This window comes from Mycolicibacterium arcueilense (assembly GCF_058536225.1).
The window spans coordinates 1,913,540-1,938,844 of sequence record NZ_JBZTYL010000007.1 but is presented as its reverse complement, the minus strand read 5'-3'; the positions used below and the strand labels follow the sequence as shown (position 1 = coordinate 1,938,844).

General features: G+C 66.2%; 20 protein-coding genes and 1 pseudogene. 10 read left to right on the top strand and 11 right to left on the bottom strand.

All coding sequences use genetic code 11. The features are described from left to right. Position 1: 1 nt before the first annotated feature. On the bottom strand, positions 2–1,009 hold the full coding sequence (bioB, locus tag AC4LGL_RS13640; protein ID WP_055113863.1) for a biotin synthase BioB: 1,008 nt from the start codon (positions 1,007–1,009) through the stop codon (positions 2–4). A 96-nt stretch (positions 1,010–1,105) separates the two neighbouring features. Between bioB and AC4LGL_RS13635 the strand changes: the two genes are divergently transcribed. Continuing rightward, the gene (locus AC4LGL_RS13635; RefSeq protein ID WP_491839146.1) at positions 1,106–1,723 is read left to right on the top strand and encodes a TetR family transcriptional regulator; all 618 of its coding nucleotides are present in this window, start codon (positions 1,106–1,108) and stop codon (positions 1,721–1,723) included. Between the two features lie 23 nt (positions 1,724–1,746). Here the strand turns inward: AC4LGL_RS13635 and AC4LGL_RS13630 are convergent, their stop codons facing one another. From AC4LGL_RS13630 to AC4LGL_RS13610, 5 genes are read right to left on the bottom strand one after another with little or no spacing between them, the layout of a single operon-like run. Beyond that, positions 1,747–3,285, bottom strand: a complete 1,539-nt coding sequence (locus AC4LGL_RS13630; RefSeq protein WP_491839145.1) for an HNH endonuclease signature motif containing protein — start codon at positions 3,283–3,285, stop codon at positions 1,747–1,749. Between the two features lie 56 nt (positions 3,286–3,341). After that, on the bottom strand, positions 3,342–3,860 hold the full coding sequence (locus tag AC4LGL_RS13625) for a 2'-5' RNA ligase family protein (protein WP_491839144.1): 519 nt from the start codon (positions 3,858–3,860) through the stop codon (positions 3,342–3,344). Between the two features lies 1 nt (position 3,861). Continuing rightward, positions 3,862–4,539 carry a dethiobiotin synthase gene (bioD, locus tag AC4LGL_RS13620; protein WP_491839143.1) on the bottom strand — a complete coding sequence of 226 codons (678 nt, stop codon included), beginning with the start codon at positions 4,537–4,539 and terminating at the stop codon, positions 3,862–3,864. Continuing rightward, the gene (locus tag AC4LGL_RS13615; RefSeq protein WP_491839142.1) at positions 4,536–5,684 is read right to left on the bottom strand and encodes an 8-amino-7-oxononanoate synthase; all 1,149 of its coding nucleotides are present in this window, start codon (positions 5,682–5,684) and stop codon (positions 4,536–4,538) included. Before AC4LGL_RS13615 ends, bioD begins: the two co-directional genes overlap by 4 nt. 55 nt (positions 5,685–5,739) lie before the next feature. After that, positions 5,740–7,038, bottom strand: a complete 1,299-nt coding sequence (locus AC4LGL_RS13610) for an adenosylmethionine--8-amino-7-oxononanoate transaminase (RefSeq protein ID WP_491839141.1) — start codon at positions 7,036–7,038, stop codon at positions 5,740–5,742. 91 nt (positions 7,039–7,129) lie between these two features. On the opposite strand from AC4LGL_RS13610, the gene sucT reads away from it, so the two are divergent. The 4 genes from sucT to treZ are packed head-to-tail and all read left to right on the top strand — an operon-like array spanning position 7,130 to position 15,478. Continuing rightward, on the top strand, positions 7,130–9,310 hold the full coding sequence (gene sucT / locus AC4LGL_RS13605; protein ID WP_491839140.1) for an acetyltransferase SucT: 2,181 nt from the start codon (positions 7,130–7,132) through the stop codon (positions 9,308–9,310). A gap of 4 nt (positions 9,311–9,314) precedes the next feature. Beyond that, positions 9,315–11,483 carry a glycogen debranching protein GlgX gene (gene glgX, locus AC4LGL_RS13600; protein WP_491839139.1) on the top strand — a complete coding sequence of 723 codons (2,169 nt, stop codon included), beginning with the start codon at positions 9,315–9,317 and terminating at the stop codon, positions 11,481–11,483. Position 11,484: 1 nt separating this feature from the next. Then, on the top strand, positions 11,485–13,752 hold the full coding sequence (gene treY, locus AC4LGL_RS13595; protein WP_491839138.1) for a malto-oligosyltrehalose synthase: 2,268 nt from the start codon (positions 11,485–11,487) through the stop codon (positions 13,750–13,752). After that, the gene (gene treZ / locus AC4LGL_RS13590) at positions 13,745–15,478 is read left to right on the top strand and encodes a malto-oligosyltrehalose trehalohydrolase (RefSeq protein ID WP_491839137.1); all 1,734 of its coding nucleotides are present in this window, start codon (positions 13,745–13,747) and stop codon (positions 15,476–15,478) included. Before treY ends, treZ begins: the two co-directional genes overlap by 8 nt. On the opposite strand, the gene AC4LGL_RS13585 is transcribed toward treZ, so the two are convergent. Next, on the bottom strand, positions 15,472–15,930 hold the full coding sequence (locus tag AC4LGL_RS13585) for a winged helix-turn-helix transcriptional regulator (protein ID WP_491839136.1): 459 nt from the start codon (positions 15,928–15,930) through the stop codon (positions 15,472–15,474). The genes treZ and AC4LGL_RS13585 overlap by 7 nt on opposite strands. A gap of 84 nt (positions 15,931–16,014) precedes the next feature. Here AC4LGL_RS13585 and AC4LGL_RS13580 point away from each other — a divergent pair, with 84 nt between their 5' ends. Next, positions 16,015–17,181 (top strand): MFS transporter, encoded by a 1,167-nt coding sequence (locus AC4LGL_RS13580; protein WP_491839135.1) that lies wholly within the window; start codon positions 16,015–16,017, stop codon positions 17,179–17,181. Positions 17,182–17,243: 62 nt separating this feature from the next. Here the strand turns inward: AC4LGL_RS13580 and ilvA are convergent, their stop codons facing one another. Next, positions 17,244–18,536 carry a threonine ammonia-lyase IlvA gene (ilvA, locus tag AC4LGL_RS13575; protein WP_491839134.1) on the bottom strand — a complete coding sequence of 431 codons (1,293 nt, stop codon included), beginning with the start codon at positions 18,534–18,536 and terminating at the stop codon, positions 17,244–17,246. 147 nt (positions 18,537–18,683) lie between these two features. On the opposite strand from ilvA, the gene AC4LGL_RS13570 reads away from it, so the two are divergent. After that, on the top strand, positions 18,684–19,112 hold the full coding sequence (locus tag AC4LGL_RS13570) for a lipoprotein LpqH (protein WP_491839133.1): 429 nt from the start codon (positions 18,684–18,686) through the stop codon (positions 19,110–19,112). Positions 19,113–19,192: 80 nt separating this feature from the next. Beyond that, positions 19,193–19,423 (top strand): hypothetical protein, encoded by a 231-nt coding sequence (locus tag AC4LGL_RS13565; RefSeq protein ID WP_491839132.1) that lies wholly within the window; start codon positions 19,193–19,195, stop codon positions 19,421–19,423. Here the strand turns inward: AC4LGL_RS13565 and AC4LGL_RS13560 are convergent. After that, complete coding sequence (locus AC4LGL_RS13560) at positions 19,417–19,821, bottom strand: SRPBCC family protein (RefSeq protein WP_491839131.1); 405 nt, start codon at positions 19,819–19,821, stop codon at positions 19,417–19,419. The genes AC4LGL_RS13565 and AC4LGL_RS13560 overlap by 7 nt on opposite strands. A gap of 113 nt (positions 19,822–19,934) precedes the next feature. Between AC4LGL_RS13560 and AC4LGL_RS13555 the strand changes: the two genes are divergently transcribed. Continuing rightward, positions 19,935–20,768, top strand: coding sequence for a class I SAM-dependent methyltransferase (locus AC4LGL_RS13555; protein WP_491839130.1), 834 nt, complete (start codon positions 19,935–19,937; stop codon positions 20,766–20,768). Positions 20,769–20,820: 52 nt separating this feature from the next. Here the strand turns inward: AC4LGL_RS13555 and AC4LGL_RS13550 are convergent, their stop codons facing one another. Further along, positions 20,821–21,210: a MerR family transcriptional regulator gene (locus AC4LGL_RS13550; protein ID WP_491839129.1), complete on the bottom strand. Its 390-nt coding sequence runs from the start codon at positions 21,208–21,210 to the stop codon at positions 20,821–20,823. Between the two features lie 54 nt (positions 21,211–21,264). Here AC4LGL_RS13550 and AC4LGL_RS13545 point away from each other — a divergent pair. Continuing rightward, positions 21,265–21,708 (top strand): annotated as a pseudogene (locus AC4LGL_RS13545) (PPOX class F420-dependent oxidoreductase); the annotation flags it as partial. A gap of 5 nt (positions 21,709–21,713) precedes the next feature. On the opposite strand, the gene dnaE reads toward AC4LGL_RS13545, so the two are convergent. Further along, positions 21,714–25,262: a DNA polymerase III subunit alpha gene (gene dnaE / locus AC4LGL_RS13540; protein ID WP_491839128.1), complete on the bottom strand. Its 3,549-nt coding sequence runs from the start codon at positions 25,260–25,262 to the stop codon at positions 21,714–21,716. Between the last annotated feature and the right edge of the window lie 43 nt (positions 25,263–25,305).

Sequence of the window (25,305 nt, the reverse complement as noted above, 5' to 3'; positions counted from 1 at the left end):
TCTACAGGCTGGCGTTCAGCGCCTTGATCGGCATCTGCAGATCGTCGAGCAATTCCAGGTCCGACTCGGCCGGACGGCCCAGGGTGGTCAGGTAGTTGCCGACGATGACGGCGTTGATGCCGCCCAGGATGCCCTGCTTGGCGCCGAGGTCACCAAGGGTGATCTCGCGGCCACCGGCGAAGCGCAGCATCGTGCGCGGCAGCGCCAGCCGGAACGCGGCCACCGCCTTGAGGGCCTCAGAGGCAGGCAGCACCTCGAGATCGCCGAAGGGTGTGCCCGGGCGCGGGTTGAGGAAGTTCAGCGGCACCTCGTGCGGGTCGAGCTCGGCCAGGTTGGCGGCGAACTCGGCGCGCTGCTCCAGCGTCTCGCCCATGCCCAGGATGCCGCCGCAGCAGACCTCCATGCCGGCCTCGCGCACCATTTCCAGCGTGCCCCAGCGCTCTTCCCACGAGTGGGTGGTGACGACGTTGGGGAAGAACGACTGTGCGGTCTCCAGGTTGTGGTTGTAGCGGTGCACGCCCATGTCCTTGAGGCGGTCCACCTGCTCCTGGGTCAGCATGCCCAGCGAGCACGCGATCTGGATGTCGACCTCGTTGCGGATCGCCTCGATGCCCGCGGCGACCTGGGCCAGCAGGCGCTCGTCGGGGCCACGCACCGCGGCCACGATGCAGAACTCGGTGGCGCCGGTCTTGGCGGTCTGCTTGGCCGCCTCGACCAGGCTCGGGATGTCGAGCCAGGCGCTACGCACCGGGGAGGCGAACAGACCCGACTGCGAGCAGAAATGGCAGTCCTCCGGGCAGCCGCCGGTCTTGAGGCTGATGATGCCCTCGACCTCGACCTCGGGGCCACACCACTTCATCCGGACCTCGTGGGCCAGGGCCAGCAGTTCCTCGAGCTGGTCGTCGGGCAGCTGCAGCACCTGCAGCGTCTGGTCCTTGTCGAGGCCGACGCCACGCTCCAGAACCTGCTCGCGAGCTACGCCCAGTACATCTACGGCTGCCTGCGTCACCGAAAGTCCTCCTGTGGATCATGGGGTCGGCCGGGCCGACAATTGAACACGTCGGCCGAGCCGACAATTGAACACCGTTCAGGCTAGGGTAACGGTGTGCAACTCCACAAACCCGACGTGGTGGATGCGGCGACGGCCATCCTCGACAACTACGGCATCGCCGACCTGACGATGCGCCGCCTGGCCCGTGAGCTCAACGTCAGTCCGGGTGCGTTGTACTGGCACTTCGCCAACAAACAGGAACTGCTCGGCGCCGTCGCCGACCGCATCCTGCAGCCTGCGCGCACTGATTCCACGACGCCGTCCTGGCCGGGCCGGATCCACGAGATCTGTGTGGCGCTGCGCGACGCACTGCTGTCGCACACCGACGGCGCCGAACTGGTGTCATCGAGCTTCGCGGCCGGGCAGTCAAAGCTGGCCATCGAGATCGTGGCCCAACTCGCCGACGCCGCCCAGCGGGCCGGTGTGGCATCGCCGGACGACGAGTTGGCTGCTCGCACTTTCCTGTACTTCGTGCTCGGCTTCACCGCCGACGAACAGTCCCGTCTGCAGTGGGACGCCGCGGGCGCCCTGGCCGACGAGCAGTCGGTGCTCACCCGTGACACCTCCCGCCAGTTCGCCTTCGGCCTGCAGTTGCTCGTGGACGGTGTGGCAGTACGGGGCGCCAGCGCACTCAGCTCCGGCCGCGATGGCCGGCAGCGTAGCGAGAATTGATCCGGGCAGCTCAGAATGCCGCCTCAAAATGGCGGTGGTGGTCCATATTCTTCGGCGAGCCAGGCTTGGTATTGGCGTTCGACGTCGAGGTCGTTGTTGAATTCGGCGCGTAGGCGTCGTTCTTCGGCGATGCGTTCTTGGCGGTCCTGCTCGCGAGTGTGTGAGCGTTTGGGCATCTTCCCGGCCCGGTGCGGATTCTCGTTGGGGGCTTCGGGTACGGACAGGTTGAGGTCCCCGGTGGGTTGGCCCAGGGTGGGAAACATACCCGCGCCATGGGGTTCGGTGACATGTGTGTGGCCGGTGGGTGTGGTGATTTCGACTGTGCCGTCAGGTAATTGACGATCCGACCAGCCCGGGCAGAACGTCTTCACCAAATGATGGGCCCGGCAGTACAGCTTGGTGTTCGATGGATGCGTCGGGCCCGCCGGATAGGGCACGGTGTGGTCGATGTCGCACCGGGCGATCGGGGCGTCACAACCGGGGAACCGACACGTCAGATCGCGCCAGCGGATGAACTCCGATAGTGCCACCGACGGGCGATACCCCGGCTCAGCCCCCTCGGGGGCGGCGGACTCGCTGGGTTCGATCGGCGCCTCAGGCGAACCGCTCGGTTCGGTCGACTCAACCGTGTCAGACACCGTGCCTTGTTCGGCCGGAGTCTTAGGCGCTGCAGGCATCCGCACCGGCTTGATCTTGGCCGTGGCCGCCAGGTCGCGAACGGATTCGGCGGGCAGGATGCCATGCCCAGGCAGATACCCCGGATTCTGCGAGCTGCCATCGAGAGTGGATTGCTCGGCCAGCACGTGCACCACCGCCGCATCGGCCGCCGCACGCTTTTGGGCGGCCGGGCAATCATCCCGACCACACCGGCAGGTCAACTGGGCCTCCCGCCGCGCCAACGGCCCGATCGCATCGGCACGGCGCCGCTCCCGGCTGCGCGGATCATGCTCACACACCGTGTCCGCCAACGCATCCAGGCGTTGATCGAACGCCGCCCCGTCAACGGCATCCACATTGGCCACGATGGTGGCCTGACCGGGGCTGCCCGGATCGACCTGCACAAACCGGTCCTGCGCCAGATCCGGCGGCACCCGGACCCCGTTCGGATCGAGTTTCGCGATCCACTGATCAATCCGATCCCGCAACTGCCGCTCGGAGAACCGCATCCACTGAGGCGCCCGCTCAGCCAACTCGGCGTCCAGCCCGGCCCACACCGCGGGGTTGGTGGTCTCGGTGCGAGCGATGATCATCCGCACCACCCGATAGTCGATATCGCCGACGGCGAAGCGGGCCGCCACCTGGGGCAGTTTGTCGCGCAACACCCGAGCGTGATGTACCTGGGTGCCGCCGCGGCCCCGGCTGATCCGCATCGCCACCGAAACCTCCGCCGAAACCTCTTCGAACGGATCGGTGCGCCACAAAATGCTGTCGGCCAGTTCCTGTTCACGCAGGCTGTCCAACGCCCCGATCGCGGCCAACCGTCCGGCGATCGCCACCGACTCGGCCCGCGTAGCAGCACTGACCTCGTCGATCAGCTCCACATCAGACAGTGGATCGAACATGTGTTCGATTATGCCACCACCCACCGACGCTGCGGGCGAATTCGGGCCGGACAGACCTAGGGGCAGTTCCCGATCGGGTGATCCAGGCGCTTGTCGCCGTCCCAATGACGTAGCCCGGCCACCTGACCGATGATCTCGGCGGGTCGCCCGGCGATCCGCACAGCGGTGGTCTGCCGGCCCGGAGCGATCCGCCGGGCCAGCGTGACGTGCGGAGTCCAGTTCCCCGGTTCGGTGTGGGGCATGGGAGTCGGGTCCATGAACGGCAGGCACAGTCGATACACCTCGGCCTGGATCTCGAGCAGCTCCTCCGTCGGGACCAGCAGCCGCGCCAATACTCCGGCCGAGCGCCCGAAGATCAGCGTCGCGCCCAGCCGGCACTGCAGCGGGAACCGGTGGACGAGGTCGGTGAGCACGACGTCAGCCTGAGCGTCGATGTGTTGGGCGACGGTCAGCGTCGCGTGCGGCCTGCTGGCGGGCGCCTGGCTCGGAATGTCGGCGTCGCGCAGTGCATCCCAGATCCGCCGGACCGTGTCCTCGGTGTCCGGGTCGAATACCAGCTCGACGGAATGGACCATCTCAAGCCAGGCCGGTCAGCCAGTTCAGATCGAAGGCGTCGGCGCAGAGCTTCTCGAACTCCTCGGCGCTCGCCCCGCCCGCTCCTGCGGGCAGTACTGCACGCACCGGCGCCAACCGTGCCAGCGCGTCCCGGTTTCCGGACTCGGCGGCGCCGGGGTTCTCCGGCCACGCCCCGATCACCAGACCGGCGCAGGTAATTCCTTGCCCTGCAAGTGATTCCAATGTCAACGCGGTGTGGTTGAGCGTTCCCAGCCCCGGGGAGACCACCACGAGGACGGTAGCGGAGAGATCAACAGCCAGATCACGCAGCGTGACGCCGTCAGCCCCCAGCTCGACCAGCAGACCACCCGCACCTTCGACGAGGGTCAGCCCGCCGGGAACCTCGGCGGCTCGCACCGCGTCCACCAACTCGGTACGCGTCGGCAATGGAAGTCCGGCACGCTCCGCGGCAGATACCGGCGCCAGCGGTTCCGGATACCGCCATCCGCCGTGCAGATTGCCGACCCCGGACAGCCGGTGCACCTCACCGAGGTCGTTGTCACCGTCCACGGTTCCGGTCTGCACCGGCTTGGACACCGCGACATCGAGCCCAGCCAGCCGCGCCGCGCAGGCCAGCGCGGCGGTCGTCACGGTCTTGCCGACGCCGGTGTCGGTCCCGGTGACGACCAGCGTGCTCACAACCGGGCCTCCGACAGAACCTCGGTCAACACCTGACGGGCCAGATCCATCTCGTCGGCGGTCAGCGAGGCCCGGGCCGTCAAGCGCAGACGTGAGGTGCCCTCGGGAACCGTCGGTGGCCGGAAGCAGCCCACCCGTACACCGCGGTCCAAGCACGCGGCCGCAGCAGCCACCGCGACCTCCGGCTCACCGAGGATCACCGAGACGACCGCGGAATCGGGCACCGCGGTATCCCCGGAGATCCGGGCCAGCTCGGCGGCATGGTCCAGAACTGCTTGCGCTCGCTGGGGTTCGGCGATCAGCACCCGCAGGGCGGCCGCCGCCGCACCGACTGCCGCCGGCGCCAATCCCGTATCGAAGATGAACGGACGGGCCGCGTCGATCAGGTGGGCGCGGATCGGCTCGGGGCCGAGCACCACGCCGCCCTGGCTGCCGAGCGCCTTCGACAGCGTCGCCGTCATCACCACGTCCGGCGCTCCGGCGAGGCCGGACTCGTACAACAGACCCTGCCCGCCCGGACCGCGCACGCCGAGTCCATGTGCCTCGTCGACGAGCAACAACGCACCGTGCCGGCGGCAGACCGCGTGCAGTTCGCGCAGCGGCGCGAGCACGCCGTCGGTGCTGAACACCGATTCGGTCAGCACCACCGCGCGGTCCTCGGTGCGCGACGAGAGCGCGGTATCGACGGCGTCAACGTCGAGGTGCGGCGTGACGGTCACCCGCGCACGGGACAACCGGCAGGCGTCGACCAGCGAGGCATGGGTCAGGGCATCGGAGACGAGCAGCGAGCCGGGACCGCTCAGTGCGACGACGGCACCCAGGTTGGCGGTGTAACCCGAGGAGAAGACCAATGCCGACTCGGCGCCGACGAAGGTCGCCAGCGCGGTCTCGAACTCTTCGTGCAGCTCGGTGTTTCCAGTGACCAGCCGCGATCCGCCGGCGCCGGCACCCCAGGTGCGCAGTGCCTCGATGCCGCCGTCGAGCACCTCCGGGTGCTGCGACAGCCCCAGGTAGTCGTTGGAGGCCAGGTCCAATTCGGTCGCCACAGCGGGGCGGGTTCGCAGCTCACGACGAAGCCCGGCCTGCCTGCGCTGTGATTCGACATCGGCCAGCCAGGCCAGCGGTGATAGATCGGTGCGCGTCACAGTGGGCTCCTCGCTGCGGTTGAACACGTCGGCGGTGCCGACAGTTGAACACCGTTCAGGTTAGTGCACGAGCGACGCCGACCATGCCGGCGGTGATCTGTTCCACCTCCGCAGGCGTGCAGATGAAGGGCGGCATGGCATAGACCAGCTTGCCGAACGGACGCAGCCATACCCCGTGCCGCAACGCCGCCAGCGTCGCCACCTTCATGTCGACCGGCTCGCGCATCTCGATCACGCCGATGGCGCCGAGCACCCGCACATCGGCGACGCCGGGCAGGGCGCGGGCCGGCTCGAGTCCCTGTCGCAGGCCCGCCTCGATCTCGGCCACCCGGGCCGGCCAGTCACTGCTGACCAGCAGTTCCACCGCGGCGACACCGACCGCACAGGCCAGCGCGTTGGCCATGAACGTCGGCCCGTGCATCAGGGCACCGGGCTCCCCCGCACTGATCGTCCGTGCGATCTCACGGGTACACAGCGTGGCCGCCAGGGTGATGTAGCCGCCGGTCATCGCCTTGCCGACACACATGATGTCCGGGCTCACCCCGGCGTGCTCGGCGGCGAACAGCTTTCCGGTGCGGCCGAATCCGGTGGCGATCTCATCGAAGATGAGCAGCACATGGTGGCGATCGCAGATGGCCCGCAAGTCCGCGAGGTACCGCGGGTCGTGGAACCGCATTCCCCCGGCACCCTGCACAACAGGTTCGACGATCACGGCGGCGAGCTCATCGGCGTGCTCGGCCAGTTGCCGCTCGAACGCCTCGCTGTAGGACGGCTCGTAGTCGGCGGGCACGGGCGGTGCGAACACCTGGGGCACCAGAACGTCGGTCCACAGGGAATGCATGCCACCGTCGGGATCGCACACGCTCATCGGGGTGAACGTGTCGCCGTGATAGCCGCCGCGCCAGGTCATCAGACGGTGCTTGGACTCTCGGCCGACGCTGCGCCAGTACTGCAGCGCCATTTTGACCGCCACCTCGACCGACACCGACCCGGAGTCGCTGAAGAACACGGTCTCCAGGGGCGCGGGGGTGAGGTCGACCAGCAGCTGGGCCAGCCGGGCGGCCGGTTCGTGGGTCAGACCGCCGAACATGACGTGGTTCATGGTGGCGAGCTGGTTGTTGATGGCACGGTCCAGCACCGGGTGTCCGTGCCCGTGTACGGCAGTCCACCAGGACGCCATCGCATCGAGAACCTCGAGCGGTGCGCCGTCGGTAGGGTCGATCACAGTCAGCCACGCGCCCTTGGCCCCGACCGCGACGACCGGCGGCAACACGTCCGCATCCATGGCGCTGTAGGGGTGCCAGATGTGCGCCGCGTCGATGGCGCTGATCTGCGCCGGTGTCAGCTCAGGCACAGTCGGGCAGCCTAGCCCTTTGCTCACAGGGTGTGACGCACGCATCCGAAATGTGAGCGGCGGGCCGATGTTAGGTAAATTGGCCTCGACCATGAAAACCCTTGACGCCCCCCGGACGGAGCCCGGCACCGAATCCGGTTCCGTTCCGCACGCAGTCATGGGCACCCGTGCATCAGGTTTCTACCGCCACGATCTGGACGGACTGCGCGGTATCGCGATCGCCCTCGTGGCGATGTTCCACATCTGGTTCGGGCGGGTTTCCGGTGGTGTCGACGTTTTCCTGGCGCTGTCCGGATTTTTCTTCGGCGGCAAACTCCTGCGGATCGCGCTCAACTCCGAAGCACCGCTATTGCCTGTTCCCGAACTGATCCGGTTGATTCGGCGCCTACTTCCAGCCCTGGTTGTGGTGCTTGCCGCAGCCGCCGTGCTGACGATCCTCGTGCAACCCGAGACCCGCTGGGAAACGTTTGCTGACCAGAGCCTGGCGAGCCTGGGTTACTACCAGAACTGGGAACTGTCCAACACCGCTGCGGACTACCTTCGCGCCGGTGAGGCGGTCAGTCCGCTGCAGCACATCTGGTCGATGTCGGTCCAAGGGCAGTTCTACGTGGCGTTCCTGGCACTGGTCTTCGGGTTCGCTTTCCTCGGCCGCCGGATCTTCGGGCGGCACCTACGCACCGCATTCATCGTTTTACTGGGCGCCCTGACCATCGCGTCGTTCGTGTACGCGATCATCGCCCACAACAACGATCAGGCGACGGCCTACTACAACAGCTTCGCCCGCGGCTGGGAACTGCTGATCGGCGCACTCGCCGGGGCTTTGGTTCCGGCAGTGCGGTGGCCGATGTGGCTGCGCACGATCTTGTCCACCGTGTCGTTGGCCGCGATCCTGTCGTGCGGATGGTTGATCGACGGCGTCAAGGAGTTCCCGGGGCCGTGGACGCTGGTTCCGGTCGGCGCCACCGTGCTGTTCATCCTGGCTGCCGCAAACCGGTCCGAGGATCCGAGCGCGGGCCAGCGGTTACCTGCACCCAACCGGATGCTGGCGACCAAGCCGTTCGTGTCGCTGGGCTCGATGGCCTATTCGCTCTACCTCTGGCACTGGCCGTTGCTCATCTTCTGGCTGTCCTACTCGGGTCACGCGCACGCCAACTTCCTCGAGGGCACGATCGTGCTGCTGGTGTCGGGCGTGCTCGCCTGGCTCACCACCCGCTACATCGAGGAGCCGCTGCGCTCGCAGAAGAAGGCAAAGGACACCACCCAGACTGTGTCCATGCCTGCCGTTCCGTGGCGAGTCCGACTGCGCCGGCCCACCATCGTTCTCGGCTCGATCGTCGGACTGCTCGGTGTCGCGTTGACGGCCACCTCCTTCACCTGGCGCGAGCACGTCACCGTGCAGCGCGCCAACGGCAAGGAGCTGTCCGGACTGTCGGCCCGCGACTACCCGGGGGCCCGCGCGCTGATCGACCATGCCCGGGTGCCCAAGCTGCCGATGCGCCCGACGGTGCTGGAAGCCAAGGACGATCTGCCCGCGTCCACGACCGACGGCTGTATCAGCGATTTCGGCAACACCGACGTGATCAACTGCACCTACGGCGACAAGAACGCGGCGCGCACCATCGCGGTCGCCGGCGGCTCGCATGCCGAGCACTGGATCACCGCGCTCGATCTACTGGGCCGCCTGCACAACTTCAAGGTGGTCACCTACCTCAAGATGGGTTGCCCGCTCACCACCGAGGAAACCCCGCTGGTGATGGGCGACAACCGCCCCTATCCGAAATGCCATGAGTGGAACCAGAAGGTGATGTCCCAGCTCATCGCCGATCGCCCCGACTTCGTGTTCACCACATCGACGCGGCCCTGGAACATCAAAGACGGCGACGTCATGCCGGGCACCTACATCGGAATTTGGGAAACCCTCTCCCAGAACAACATTCCGGTTCTGGCAATGCGCGACACCCCGTGGCTGACCCGCAACGGCAAGCCATACTTTCCCTACGACTGTCTGGCCAACGGTGGCGATTCCATCTCCTGCGGCATCGAGCGGTCCAAGGTACTCTCCGACCACAACCCCACGCTGGATTTCGTCGGGAGGTTTCCTCTGCTCAAGCCACTGGACATGAGCGATGCGGTGTGCCGGAAGGACTATTGCCGCGTGGTGGAGGGAAATGTGTTGCTGTACCACGATTCTCACCATATTTCGACGACCTATATGCGCACGATGACAGGCGAACTGGGCCGTCAGATGGCGGTTGCCACCGGTTGGTGGTGAACCCATGCCGCCGTCATCTGCAGTGCCGCCCTCGTCAGCACCCACGCCGATGTCGACTGTGTGGCCCGGCGAGGCCTACCCGCTCGGTGCCACCTATGACGGTGCCGGCACCAACTTCTCGTTGTTCTCCGAAGTCGCCGAACGCGTCGAGCTGTGCCTGATCGCGAAGGACGGCACCGAACATCGGATCAACCTCGAAGAGGTCGACGGCTACGTCTGGCACGCCTACCTACCGACGGTCACCCCCGGCCAGCGTTACGGGTACCGGGTCTACGGCCCGTGGGACCCGGGCAGCGGTCATCGGTGTGACCCCAGCAAGTTACTGCTCGACCCGTACGGCAAGTCGTTTCACGGTGACTTCGATTTCAGCCAGGCCCTGTTCTCCTACGACCTGAACGCCGAGCCTCCCGGTACCGGAAACCCGCCCGCGGTCGACTCTCTCGGTCACACCATGACGAGCGTGGTGATCAACCCCTTCTTCCAGTGGGGATCCGACCGGGCGCCCAAGACGCCGTATCACGACACGGTGATCTACGAGGCACACGTCAAGGGCATGACCCAGACCCACCCGGGGATCCCGGAGGAACTGCGGGGCACGTACGCCGGACTCAGCCACCCGGTGATCATCGAATACCTCCAGTCGCTGAACATCACCGCGATCGAGTTGATGCCGGTGCACCAGTTCATGCATGACCACCGACTCCTCGACCTCGGGCTGCGAAACTACTGGGGCTACAACACGGTTGGCTTTTTCGCGCCGCACTTCCAGTACGCCGCCACCCGGCATGCCGGCGGGGCGGTGGCCGAGTTCAAGACCATGGTCAAGGCGTTCCACGACGCGGGCATCGAGGTGATCCTCGATGTGGTCTACAACCACACCGCCGAAGGCAACCACCTCGGTCCGACCATCAACTTCCGCGGCATCGACAACGCGGCCTACTACCGACTGCTCGACGGGCAGCCCGAGTACTACAAGGATTTCACCGGGACCGGCAACAGCCTCAACGCCCGGCACCCACACACGCTGCAGCTGATCATGGACTCACTGCGGTACTGGGTCCTGGAGATGCATGTCGACGGGTTCCGTTTCGACCTGGCCTCCACGCTGGCCCGCGAATTCTATGACGTGGATCGCCTCTCGGCGTTCTTCGATCTGGTCCAGCAGGATCCGGTGGTCAGCCAGGTCAAGCTGATCGCCGAGCCGTGGGACATCGGCGAGGGTGGCTACCAAGTCGGGAACTTCCCAGGTTTGTGGACCGAATGGAACGGGAAGTATCGCGATACTGTGCGCGATTACTGGCGGGGCGAGCCCGCGACTCTGGGCGAGTTCGCCTCCCGGCTGACCGGCTCCTCGGACCTGTACGAAGCCACCGGCCGTCGTCCCGGCGCCAGCATCAACTTCGTCACCTGCCACGACGGGTTCACCCTCAACGACCTCGTGTCCTACAACGAGAAGCACAACGAGGCCAACGGTGAGGACAACCGCGACGGCGAGAGTCACAACCGCTCATGGAACTGCGGGGTCGAGGGACCGACCGACGATCCGGAGATCCTGGCCTTGCGCGCCAAGCAGATGCGCAACATCGTGGGGACGCTGATGCTGTCGCAGGGCACCCCGATGATCGCGCACGGCGACGAGATCGGCCGTACACAGTTGGGCAACAACAACGTGTACTGCCAGGATTCCGAGCTGTCCTGGATGGACTGGTCGCTACTGGAGACCCACGCCGAGCACCTCGAGTTCACCCGCAAGGTACTGGCATTTCGTAAGCGCCATGCGGCATTTCGTCGTCGCCGGTTCTTCGAGGGCAAGCCGATCCGCAGTGGTGATCAGGTCCGCGACATCGCCTGGCTCACTCCGGGCGGTACGGAGATGACTCCGGAGGACTGGGGCACGGGATTGGGAACCTGTGTCGCGGTGTTCCTGAACGGCGACTCCATCCCCGCCCCCAATGCCCGCGGTGAACGCGTTGTCGACGACACGTTCTTGTTGTGCTTCAACGCCAATGACCACGAGCAGGATTTCGTCACGCCCAACGGCGACTATGCCGCCGAATGGACCGGCGACCTCGACACCGCCAGTCCGACGGGCGATTCCGATCTGGTGGTGGCCGCCGGCGAGAAGATCTCGCTACAGGCCCGCTCACTACTCGTCCTGCGCAAGACGGCCTGACATGCCGCGCCCGGTGCTGTCCACATATCGGCTCCAGATGCGCGGGGACTGCTGCACATTCGACGATGCGGTGAACCTGCTCGACTACCTCGACCGTCTCGGTGTGTCCCACCTTTATCTCTCCCCGATCCTGTCCGCCGCACAGGGATCGACCCATGGGTACGACGTCACCGACCCCACCACGGTGTCGGCCGCACTCGGTGGGCCCGAGGGTCTACAGCGCCTGTCCGAGGCGGCGCGATCCCGCGGCATGGGGCTGATCGTGGACATCGTGCCCAACCATGTCGGCGTCGCCCATCCCGAACAGAATCCGTGGTGGTGGGACCTACTGCGACACGGCCGGAATTCGTTGTACGCCGACTACTTCGACATCGACTGGGGTCTCGACGACGGCCGGATCGTGTTGCCGGTCCTGGGCTCCGATGACGACATCGCCGATCTGGTGGTCGACGGCGACGTACTGCGCCTGGGCGATCTGGTCTTCCCGATTGCACCGGGGACCGGCGCGGGCACCGGCAGCGATGTGCACGATCGCCAGCACTACCGGTTGACCGGTTGGCGCAGCGGAATCTGCGGCTACCGGCGCTTCTTCTCGATCACGTCTCTGGCAGCACTGCGACAGGAAGACCGTGCTGTTTTCGACGCCAGCCACGTAGAGGTCAAACGCTGGTTCGACGAAGGATTGGTGGATGGTCTGCGAATCGACCACCCGGACGGATTGTCGGATCCCGCAGGCTATCTGCGGTGGTTGCGTGAGCTCACCGGTCCGGACGCGTGGATCGTGGTGGAGAAGATCCTGGCTGCCGACGAGAGCCTCGATGCATCGCTCCCGGTGAACGGCACCACCGGGTACGACGCGTTGCGTGAGGTCGGCGGACTGTTCATCGACCCGGCCGCCGAGAGTCCACTCACCGCGGTGAGCGGGCATCCGGATCCCGAGGCCGAATCGACGCTCAAGACGGCCGCCGTGGCCGACACCCTCGCCAGCGAGTTGGGCCGCCTGTGCCGGTCTGTCACGGCGGTGACGGGGCAGCACGATCCCCGACTGCCTGCGGCGCTGGCCACACTGATCAGCAGGATCGGCGTGTACCGGAGTGACTATCCGGCGCTGGGCACGATCCTCCCGGTGGCAATACAGGAGTCTGCCTGCGCCGCACCCGAACTCACCGAAGCGTTGACCACGATCTCGGAAGCCATGTCCCGCAGCAGCGAGGTGGTTTCCCGGTTCAACCAACTGTGTGGCGCCGCGACTGCCAAGGCCGTCGAAGACTGCCTGTTCTACCGCGAAGCCCGTCTGGTGTCGCTCAACGAGGTCGGCGGTGCACCGGAGTTGTTCGGGGTCACGGCCGCTGAGTTCCACCAGCGGGCGACGACGCGAGTGCGTGCCTGGCCGTCCACGATGACGGCGTTGTCGACCCATGACACCAAGCGCGGTGAGGATGTGCGCGCCCGCATCGGGCTGCTGTCCCAGGTGCCCGAGACGTGGGCAGATTCGGTCGAGCGGTGGATTGCAACGTCCACTCCCCCGGATCGCGACACCGCACTGTTCTTGTGGCAGAACATCTTCGGCGTCTGGCCGATCGACGGCGCTGTCACCGGCGAGCTTCGCTCCCGGCTGCACGGCTACGCCGAGAAGGCGATCCGCGAGGCCGCCACCAGGACGTCGTGGCACGACCCCGACGAGGATTTCGAGGATGAGGTACACGCGTGGCTGGACCGGGTGCTCGACGGGCCGGTCGCAGCCGAACTGACGGCATTGGTGAGCCGGCTCGAAGCCCATGCTCGCAACGACGTCCTGGGCCAGAAACTCATTCAACTCACGGCACCCGGCATCCCCGACGTCTACCAGGGCACCGAGACGACCGAGGACAGCCTGGTCGATCCGGACAACCGGCGCCCGGTCGATCACGCGGCACTGCGCGGCGCTGTGGAACGCGGCGACGACGACAAGCTGCGCGTGACCATGGCCGCCCTGGCGCTACGCCGGGCCCGGCCCCAGACATTCTTGGCCGGCGGCTACACCCCACTGCCGGCCACCGGCAGTGCTGCGAGACACCTGGTGGCGTTTCTGCGGGGCCAGGATGTGGTGGTGGCCGCCTGCCGGTGGACCGTGGCGCTGGCCGAAACCGGCTGGGAAGACACAGCATTGCCGCTGCCCGACGGCCGGTGGTTGGATCGACTCAGCGGCCGTCAGTGGGCGGGGTCGGTCCCGCTGACCGAGCTGCTCGCCGATTCCCCGGTGGCGCTGCTGGAGCGTACCGATGACTGAATTTTCCGTGTGGGCACCGGCCCCCGACCGCGTGCGGGTTGACCTCGACGGAACGCTGCACGACATGGTGCGCTCCGAAGACGGCTGGTGGCGGGCCGAAGTCGCGAGCCGTAGCGATGCCCGATACGGGTTCGTTCTCGACGACGACCCGACGGTGCTGCCGGATCCTCGCTCAGCGCGCCAACCCGACGGTGTGCATGAACGCTCTCAGCTGTGGCGGCCGGAGCCCGACGCCTGGACCGACAGCGGCTGGGCGGGCCGCTCGATCACCGGCGCGGTGATCTACGAACTTCATATCGGAACCTTCACTCCCGAGGGCACATTCGATTCCGCCATCGACAAGCTCGACCACCTGGTGGACCTCGGTGTCGATTTCGTGGAGTTGATGCCGGTCAATGCCTTCAACGGCACCCACGGCTGGGGTTACGACGGCGTGCTCTGGTACGCGGTGCACGAGCCCTACGGCGGTCCCGACGGGCTGATCCGGCTCATCGACGCCTGCCATGGTCGTGGTCTCGGTGTGCTGATCGACACGGTGTTCAACCACCTCGGCCCCTCTGGCAATTACCTTCCGCGGTTCGGCCCCTACCTGTCATCCGGCCACAATCCGTGGGGCAGTTCGATCAACCTGTCCGATGCCGACGCCGACGAGGTGCGTACCTACATCATCGATTGCGCGCTGCGCTGGATGCGCGACTTCCACGCCGACGGCCTACGCCTGGATGCAGTGCACGCACTCGTGGACAACACCGCAATCCATCTGCTCGAGGAACTGGCGACCGACACCGACGCCCTGGCCGAGGAACTCGGCCGACCGCTGTCGCTGATCGCCGAAAGCGACCTCAACGATCCGCGGCTGATCACCCCGCGCGACCGCGGCGGTTACGGGCTGACCGCACAGTGGGACGACGATATCCACCACGCCATTCACACCGCGGTGTCCGGCGAAAGGCAAGGATATTACGCCGATTTCGGATCACTGGCGACGTTGGCGCAGACGTTGAAGCACGGCTACTTTCATGCCGGCACCTATTCGTCGTTCCGGCACCGCAGACACGGTCGGCCATTGGACACCGCAACGATTCCGGGCACTCGGCTGCTGGCCTACACCCTCACCCATGACCAGGTCGGCAACCGCGCCGTCGGCGACCGGCCGTCACAGTTGCTGACGTTCGGCCAGCTGGCGGTCAAGGCCGCGTTGGCTCTCGGATCTCCTTATACGGCGATGCTTTTCATGGGCGAAGAGTGGGGATCGTCCTCGCCGTTCCAGTTCTTCAGCTCGCATCCGGAGCCGGACCTTGCCCGCGCCACTGCCGAGGGGCGCAAAGCCGAGTTCGCCGAGCACGGCTGGGACGCCGACGAGATCCCGGATCCGCAGGACCCGGCCACCTTCCAGCGCTCCAAACTGAACTGGGACGAGGTCACCGTTGGTGATCATGATCGGCTCCACCGCACCTATCGCGCGCTGATCGCATTGCGGCGCAGCGAACCCGACCTCGCAGACCCGTGGCTCGACCACATGTCCATCGACTTCGACGAAGAGCAGCGCTGGATCGTCCTGCATCGAGGGGCGGTGTCGATCGCCTGCAACCTGAGCGCGGAGGCGGTGGCGGTTCCTGTTTCCGGCGAGCTGCTCCTGGCGTGGGAGGCCCCCGAGATCCGCGCCGAATCCACTGTGTTGGCCGGTCACTCATTCGCCGTCCTGCGCTGCACGCGCGATCAGTGAATCTTCCGCACGGACGTGCCGTCGAGGTCCACGACGGCACCGCGCGAGTTCATGGGCCGTAGTTCCGAAAGTTGATCACCGCTCGTGTCGACGAGCACCGAGTGCGCCTCGCCAGATGCGAATGCATGCCGCTCACCCCACTGGCCCAGCGCCACCACCACCGTGAACAGGTCACGACCGGTCTGGGTGAGCGTGTATACCTGCCGCCGACCGGATGCGGCCGTCTCCCGGTCGAGAATGCCGCGGTCGACCAGTCGGCGTAGGCGGTCGGTCAGGATGTTGCGCGCGATGCCGGTGCGCTGCTGAAAGTCGGTGAAGGCGCGGGCTCCGTCCATGGCGTCACGCACGATCAGCAGGCTCCAGCGATCCCCCACCAGGTCGAGGGTCCGCGCCACCGGACATGCGGGATCGGTCCAGGTCATGTCATCGCTGTGCGGTATCGCGTCGCCCATCGCTCCCCCCTGAAGAGTTGCTGAATGAAACCATTCTGCCGTAGCGTCGGTTCAGTTGCAATTTGCAACTGAATCGGAGGGTAGATGAAACCGACCGTCGGTCTGAAGGTGCTTCTCGCCACCGTGTGCGCAGTGGCCGTGGCAACGATCTACGCGGCACAGCCGGTGCTGGCCCTGATCGGCCACGACCTGGGCGTGCCCGACGCTGAGCTGGGATCGATCGTCACCGCCGGACAACTCGGTTATCTGGTTGGGCTCGTCGTTCTCGTCCCACTCGGCGACATGCTCGATCGCCGCAGGCTCATCGCCGCGCACCTGCTGTTGGCCGCCGCCGGCGTGGCACTGGCCGCGACGGCCGCACAATCCCGGCTGCTGCTCGCCGGCCTGGCGGTCGCCGGCCTGTTCGCGGTCGTCGTGCAGACCACGGTCGCCTACGCTGCGGCCCTGTCCACACCCGAACAACGCGGTCGAACCCTGGGCGTGGTGACCTCTGGAGTCGTCATCGGCATCCTCGGATCCCGCGTGGCGGCGGGCGCCGTTGCCGCGGTGTGGGGTTGGCGCAGCGTCTATCTCGGGCTGGCGGTGTTGTTGCTGGCGCTGGCATGTCTCGTCCTGCGACTCCTGCCGCCCGACCCGCCCCGGGCGCACACCACCTACGTCGAGGTGCTGGCGTCGTTGGGCCGACTGTTCAGTGACCGCCTCTTCGTCTCGCGCGGCGTGATCGCGTTCTTTCTGTTCGCCTCCTTCGGAACGCTGTGGAGTGGCCTGGCTCTGCCACTCGCGGCGGACCCGTGGCATCTGAGCACAGCGCAGATCGGACTCTTCGGAATCGCCGGCCTCGCAGGCGCACTCGGCGCAGCCCGGGCCGGACACTGGGCTGACGCCGGGTTCGCAAGTACGGTCACCGGCGGGGCGCTCGCGCTACTGGCCGTATCGTGGCTGGCCATCGGGCACGCGTCATGGTCGTTGCTGCCGATCGTCGTCGGTGTCGTGGTGCTCGACTTCGCGGTGCAAGCAGTCCATGTGAGCAATCAGCACCTGCTGACCACAGCCCACCCACACCTCACCAGCAGCGTCATCGGCGGCTACATGTTCTTCTACTCGCTCGGCTCAGCCCTTGGGGCGACTGCCACGACCGCCGCGTACTCGGCCGCGGGCTGGACCGCCTCGGCGCTCCTCGGCGCCGCCTTCGCCGCCTGCGGGCTCATCGTCTGGGCGGTCAGCCGACCGGCGCACCGAACGCCACGATGACGGCGACCACTTCAAGGCCACCGGGATCGGCGCCTGAGGGCTTGCCCCTCAGATCGGCTTCCTCAGGTCAGATATCGGTACGTCGGTGACCCGGGTTCGAGCAACTCGACGTGGATGTCGGAGTCCCTCATCCGGGCCAGCAGGCCTTCGAGGTCGGTCGCTGCACTCAACTCGACACCGCACAGTGCCTCACCGGTCTCGCGGTTGTTGCGCTTGACGTACTCGAAAAGCGTGATGTCGTCGCCCGGTCCTAGGACCTCATCCAGGAATCGGCGCAACGCCCCGGGCTCCTGCGGGAAGTCGACCAGGAAGTAGTGCTTGAGCCCCAGATGCACCAGTGAGCGCTCGACCACCTCGTTGTACCGCGACACGTCGTTGTTTCCGCCGGAGATCAGGCACACGACGGTGGAACCGCGTTCGATGTCCGCCTCCAGCAGCGCCGCGACCGACAACGCACCGGCAGGCTCGGCGATGATTCCGTCGTTCTGATACAGATCGAGCATCGTGGTGCACACCGCGCCTTCGTCGACCGTGGTGAGCGAGACCATGTCACCGGCGGCGGCCAACGCGGCATAGGGCAGCGCCCCGGCCCGCGCCACTGCCGCACCGTCGACGAACTGGTCGACGTGTTCGAGGGTGACCGGCTGACCCGCGGCCAGCGCGGCGATCATCGAGGCCGCACCGGCCGGCTCGACACCGAGTACCGAGGTGCCCGAGGCCCGCTCGGCGAGGTAGGTGGTGATGCCGGAGATACAGCCGCCGCCGCCGACGGGGACGATCACCAGGTCCGGCTCGTCGTCGAGTTGGTCGAGCAGCTCGGCAGCGATGGTGCCCTGCCCGGCCATCGTCCGCACATCGTCGTACGGGGGTACGAGGGTCGCCCCGGTCCGGGCGACATCGTCGAGCGCCGCGGCAGCAGCCAGATCGTAGGTCGACCCAACCGCGATGAGCTCGATGAACTCGCGGCCGTGGTATCGGATCCGGTCACGCTTCTGTTTGGGCGTCTTGGCCGGCACGTACACGCGGCCGTGGGTCCGCATCGACCGGCAGGCCATGGCGAAGCCTTGGGCGTGGTTGCCCGCCGAGGAGCACACCACACCAGCGGCCAGCTCCTCGGGCGAGAGCTGCGCCATCAGATTGAACGCCCCGCGCACCTTGTAGGAACGCACTGCCTGCAGATCCTCACGCTTGAGGTAGACATTGGCTCCGGTCGCGTCCGAGAGCCGTTCGTTGAACTGCAGCGGGCTGCGGGTGACCACGCCGGAAATTCGCTTGGCGGCCTCGTCGATGTCGGCCGCGGAAAGCGGCGCAGCCAGCGGGGAGACTCGGGAGCCCTTGCTCAGATCGGCAGTCACCGTTCAATGGTGCCACTGGCCAGGCGTTTCTCTGCAGCTGGGTGGGGACACACCGCAGGATCCCGGCAGCTGCACGGCCACCCCGAGGAAATCCACCGCAGTTGGTTGAAGGGACTCCGAACTGGGAAAACAACCGTCATGTGGCACATGCAGCGGCTGGTGCGGCGGGTGGCGGCGCGCACCGTTTCGGTAGGCGTGCTGGCATTATCTGCCTGCGCTACGGCCACCGGCATCTCTGCGGATGCCTACACGGCGCGGATTTTCATCAACGGCGAGCAGGTCCCGACCACGTTCTCGGTGCTCTGCACGCAACGGTCCTGGCTGTGGACCATCGAAACGCAGCCGGAAACGCCCGGCTTCACGGCCATCATCCAGACCGGCGGCACCGTCGAACCGAAAGCCATGCGCCTGACCGGGCTGGAAGGGTTCACCGGCGGCTCAGCCAATGTGACAGCACCTGCCGATGCCAGCGTGGATGGCACCACATTCCATATCAGCGGCACGGCGCGTGGCTGGTTCGCTGATCGTCCCACCCGGCCGGCCGAGGTCCAGTACCGGATGGAAGCCCACTGTTGAGCAGTCTGGACCGATAAAGTGACACGCCGCATCCAAGGTTTCGGCTAGCCGAAATCAATGTTGCGAGCTATCGTCAATACATGACCACCGCCGGGAACTTTCGTAGTGTCGCCTCCCGGGCCGATCACGAAGTGGACATCGCCGGGGTGCCCTGGCCGACCTACAAGCTGATCGCCCTGGCGGTCGGCGCCCTGGTACTGGTGATCGTCGGCGTGGCAACCATGAGCGCTGCACCGGCGGTACTCTCCGCAGCCGCGGCGGCCATCGTCGTGTGGCTGACCCTGGGCCACGTTCCGCCCTCTGATCAGTGACCCTCCAGCAGCCGCCGCAACGTCTCTAGATCCGCTGCCACCGCGGCCACGTCCGCTTCGAACTCTGCGTCCGTCATGCCCTGCCGCTGCCGCACGGTGAACACGACTTCGCACGACGCGGCGTCGACGCCGCCCGGCACCACCCGCAGCGGGTTGTAAACGGCCTCACCCGAGGGCAGCCGCACCACGTGATCGAGTACTCCCAGCGTGTTCGGGCCGGCGAACTCGACGGTGACCTCACCCATGGGGGAATCGGCGACCCATCCCCGCGGAGTGAGTCTCAATCCGCCCTCGGCCAGCCCCGCCGCCCAGTTGGCCAGGTGCTGCGGATCTGCCGCGTAGGCGTACACCGCGTCCGCGGCAACCTCGATCCAGACGCTCACATGCGTACTGCGCATGGCTCCCACCGTAGGCTGCTGTCGGTTCACTGCCCACCCCGACGCGTGATCGCAAGGGCGGTAAACGTTTTCGCCCAAATGTTCAGCCGCGGGCCGGGTGTACCGTCGGGCTTGTGGGTATTGCGACGACAGGCCTGACGCCGGTGGAGGAAACCGCGTTCCTGACCCTGTACGCCAGGGCGCTCGACAGCAGATGGGTGAGCCCCATCCTCGGCGACACGATCGCCGACGAGACTGTGAAACGGCTCGACTACGACTTCGCCGGCCTGGGTGTGCAGACCAGCGTGGTGTGCCAGTCGGCGTTGCGCGCCAAGATGCTCGACGATCGGGTCCGCACGTTCGTCGTCGAGCATCCCGACGCCGTCGTGGTCGACCTCGGTGGAGGACTCGACAGCGGCGTCCACCGCGTTGCGCCGCCGGCCACAGTCGACTGGTACAGCGTCGATCTACCCGGAATCAGCGAACTGCGCGATCGGGTGCTGCCCGCACTCCCCCAGGCGCACACCGTCTCTGCGTCGTTGGCCGACCCGGACTGGACGGATCCGATCCCGTCGGACCGCCCCACCATGCTGGTGGCCGACGGATTGTTCGCGTTCCTCACCGAACCGGTGATCACAGGCATCTTCCGGAGAATCACCGAACACTTCGAATCCGGTGAATTGGCATTCAACGATTACGGTCGCATCGGTTGGGTGAGTAAGGCCGCGCTGAAGTTCTTCCCCGCCAAGATGTTCAAAGACGTCGGAAGCCAATGGGGCTATCCGGGATTCAAGGATGCGCACCATCCTGAAACGTGGAATCCGCGGATGCGGCTCATCGAGGAGTCAAGTCTGGCCCACCAGCCTGAGGTCGACCGCTTTCCCGGCATGCTGCGGATCGCAACGCGGGCCACCGGCCTGAGCAAGGCCGGCGCACGCAAGGCGCGCATCCTGCGCTACCGGTTCTGACGCAGCCGCGCCATTACGCGCGAGATAATCGACCCCGGGTTTCGCTCCTGCGTCAGGCCGGCAGTTCGTGGTGAATACCACACGTGCACAACTCGATTGACGGACACGTGCACCGCATCCCCCATTCGATGATGGCCCGCGCCCGCCTCAGCGACTCCAGTTGCTCGTCGATCTCGGCCAACTTGCTCTGGGCCAGTTCGCGAGCCAAGGGGCGGCCCGGAGTGTCGTCCTTGAGCAGCAGAGCGATGTCTGTCAGCGAGAATCCCGCCGTCTTGCACAACCTGATCACTTCCAGCCGCATCAGGACCGACTCCTGGTAGCGGCGCTGGCCGCCCACGCGGTGCGGTGCAGGCAACAAGCCGACCTGCTCGTAGTAGCGCAGCGCGGTCTGGGCGATGCCCGACCGCTGCGTGACGTCTCCGATTGTCAGCGTCGCGTCCATCTGCCCTCCTGCTGCGCTTGACTTAGAGTCAACTCTAAGTCGTTGACTGGCTACATGCCATACACCGACTCCACGCTGGAGACCCTGAGTCACTCCCGATACGCGCTGCTGCGCAGCTTTCGCCGCGACGGCACCGCAGCAGACACCCCGATCTGGTTCGTGCTCGACGGCCGAACGGCATTGTTCCGCACCAAGATCGGACCGAAGACCCGCAGAATCACCGCGCGGCCCGACGTCGAACTGGTGGTCTGCGATCGCCGGGGCCGGATCACGGACACCACCTGGCTGACCGGTCGGGCCACCGTGCTGGGAGGCGAAGACGCCCAAGCCGCCAACCGCGTCCTGCACCGGCGCTACGGCTGGCAGTGGAACATCGTGCCGCTACTGAAGATCCCCGGAGTCACCAATGTGCACGCCGACCTTCCGTTGCGGGAAAAACTACGGCGGGCGCGGGATCGTGCACTGTGGCCCGACAGCGCGATCGTGAAGATCGACCTCGACGATCAACCCAGGCAACCCGGCCCGAGCAACGCCTTCAGGTCGCCCATCAACGCCGAGGACGGCGTCACCCGAAGGGACTGATCCAGTTCCAGCGTGGTGATCCGTTCACCGCTGATCAGCCGCAGATGCACCTGAGATGTGCCGGGATGGTTGGCCAGCACCTGCTTTAGCGCAGTGACCTTGTCGATGGTGCACTGCCGGGTCGGCAGGCTCACCGCCAGCGGCCGGTCGGCCTGGGCGCTGCTGAAGTCGGGTACCACCAGTTCGTGGGCGATCAGCGAGATCCGGTCGTCCCGGGCAGCCACCTTCGCCTTGACCAGGACCACCACGTCGTCAGCGATCTCGTGACCGAACAGTGAGTAGGTCTGTGGGAAGAACAGCACCTCGATGCCACCGGTGAGATCTTCCAATTGGGCTGAGGCCCAAGGCAAGCCGTTCTTGTTCACCCGACGGTTGACCGAGGCCAGGATGCCACCGACCACCACCTGCGCATCGTTGGCGACATCGCCGTCGAGAATCGCCGGAATCTGGGTGTCGACCTGGTTGGCCAGCAGGTGGGCAACCCCGTTGAGCGGATGGCCGGACACGTACAACCCCAGCATCTCGCGTTCGAGCGCCAGCTTGTGCTTGTCCTCCCACTCCTCCTCGGGCACGCGGATGGTGAACACCGCATCCGTGCCGCCGCCGTCGTCGGCGCCGCCGAACAGGTCGAACTGGCCCATCGCCTCGGCCTTCTTGGTGCCGAGCACCGAGTCGACGGCGTCGGTGTGCACCAGGAACAGCCCCTTGCGGGGGTGGCCGAGCGAATCGAACGCGCCCGCCTTCACCAATGACTCGGTGACCTTCTTGTTGCAGGCCGCGATATCGATCTTGTTGAGGTAGTCGGAGAAGTCGGCGTATTTGCCCTTCTCGGTACGGGTACTGATCAGCGACGCAACGACATTCGCGCCGACGTTGCGGATGGCCCCCAGCCCGAACCGGATGTCATCGCCCACCGAGGCGAAGTTCTGCACCGACTCGTTGACGTCGGGCGGAAGGACCGTGATGCCGAGCCGACGGCAGTCGGCCAGATACACCGCGGCCTTGTCCTTGTCGTCACCGACCGAGGTGAGCAGGCCGGCCATGTACTCGGCGGGATAGTTCGCCTTGAGGTAGGCCGTCCAGTACGACACCAGGCCGTAGCCGGCCGCGTGCGACTTGTTGAACGCATATCCGGCGAACGGAAGGATGGTGTCCCACAAGGCTTTCACCGCGGCCTCGGAGAACCCGTTGGCCGTCATGCCCTCATAGAAGCCCTTGTACTCGGCCTCGAGCACTTCGAGCTTCTTCTTACCCATGGCCTTACGGAGCGCATCGGCCTTACCCATGGTGTAGGAGGCGACCTTCTGCGCGATGAACATGATCTGCTCTTGGTAGACGATCAGGCCGTAGGTCTCGGCGAGGATCTCCTTGAGCGGCTCTTCGAGCTCAGGATGGATGGGCTTGATGGCCTGGCGGCCGTTCTTCCGGTCCGCGTAGTCGTTGTGGGCGTTCATGCCCATCGGGCCGGGCCGGTACAGCGCGAGGACAGCGACGATGTCGTTGAACCCGGTGGGCTGCATCCGGCGGAGCAGGTCTCGCATGGCACTGCCGTCGAGCTGGAACACGCCAAGGGTGTCGCCGCGGCCCAGGAGTTCATAGGCGGCCGGATCATCGAAAGGCAACGTTTCGAGGTCGAGGTCGATACCGCGGTTGGCTTTGATGTTCTCGATGCAGTCACCGATGATCGTCAGGTTCCGCAGGCCCAGGAAGTCCATCTTCAGCAGGCCGATGGCCTCGCACGACGGATAGTCCCAGCCGGTGATGATGGCGCCGTCCTGCGGCCGCTTCCACAGCGGGATCGCGTCGACCAGCGGCTCAGAACTCATGATCACCGCGCAGGCGTGCACGCCCGCGTTACGGACCAGGCCCTCCAGGCCGCGCGCCGTCTCGAAGATGGTCCGCACATCCGGATCGGTGTCGATCAGGGCACGGACCTCGGCGGCTTCCTTGTACCGCTCATGGTTGGGATCGGTGATCCCCGACACCGGGATGTCCTTGGCCATGATCGGCGGCGGCAGCGCCTTGGTGATGCGGTCGGCGATCGCAAAACCAGGTTGGCCGTAATGCACGCGGGCCGAGTCCTTCAGCGCCGCCTTGGTTTTGATCGTGCCGAAGGTGATGACCTGCGCCACCCGGTCGCTGCCCCACTTGTTGGCCGCGTACCGCAGCATCTCGCCACGACGGCGGTCGTCGAAGTCGATGTCGATATCGGGCGCGGAGGGTCGTTCCGGGTTGAGGAACCGCTCGAACAGCAGGCCGTGCGGGATGGGGTCGATGTTGGTGATGCCCATCGCGTACGCCACGAGCGAGCCGGCAGCCGATCCACGGCCCGGCCCCACCCGGATGCCGACCGAACGGGCGTAGTTGATCAGGTCGGCCACGATCAGGAAGTACGACGGGAAGCCCTTGTCGCAGATGACCTTGATCTCGTAGGCGGCACGCTCGGTGTACTCGGCGGGTACGGCGTCCCCACGGAACCGGCGGTTCAGCCCCTCCGTCACCTCGTGTGTCAGCCACGACGCCTGGTCGTGGCCGTCGGGCACCGGGAACACCGGCATGCGGTCGGTGGGTGTCCACACGTCGGCATAGGACTGCACCCGCTCGCCGATCAGGACCGTGGAATCACACGCGCCCGGAACCTGCGAATCCCACAGGGCCCGCATCTCTTCGGCCGATTTGAGGAAGTAGCCGTCGCCGTCGAACTTGAACCGGTTCGGGTCCGACAGGGTCTTGCCGGTCTGGATGCACAGCAGGGCCTCGTGGTTCTGCGAGGCCTCACGCGTCACGTAGTGGCAGTCGTTGGTGGCCAGCGGCGGAATGTTGAGCTTCTTCCCGATCTCGAGGAGGCCCTCGCGAACCCGGCGCTCGATGTCGAGGCCGTGGTCCATCAGCTCCAGGAAGAAGTTGTCGGCGCCGAAGATCTCGCGCCATTTGGCGGCCGCCTCCAGCGCCTCCTGACGGTGGCCGAGCCGGAGCCTGGTCTGCACCTCACCGGACGGGCAACCGGTGGTCGCGATGATGCCTTCGGCATGCTCGGCGATGATCTCGGCATCCATGCGCGACCACTTGCCGAGCTGACCTTCGAACGACGCCAGCGAGGACAGCTTGAAGAGGTTGCGCAGACCGGTGGCATTCTCGGCCACCATGGTCATGTGGGTGTAGGCACCGCTGCCCGAGACGTCGTCACTCTTCTGGCTCGGGTCACCCCACTGGACCCGCTTGGTATCAAATCGAGAAGCGGGAGCTATATACGCCTCGATGCCGATGATCGGCTTGATGCCGGCCTTGGTTGCCGAGTTGTAGAACTCACTGGCACCGAACATGTTGCCGTGGTCGGTCATACCGATCGCCGGCATGCCCAGCCGCTGCGCCTCGGCCAGCATCGGCGTGATCTTCGCGGCCCCGTCCAGCATCGAGTACTCGGTGTGGTTGTGCAGGTGTACGAAGGACCCCGAAGATGAACCGCTCATAGGGTGGCCAGTCTATTGCCGACCACCGACACCCTCCGGGCGT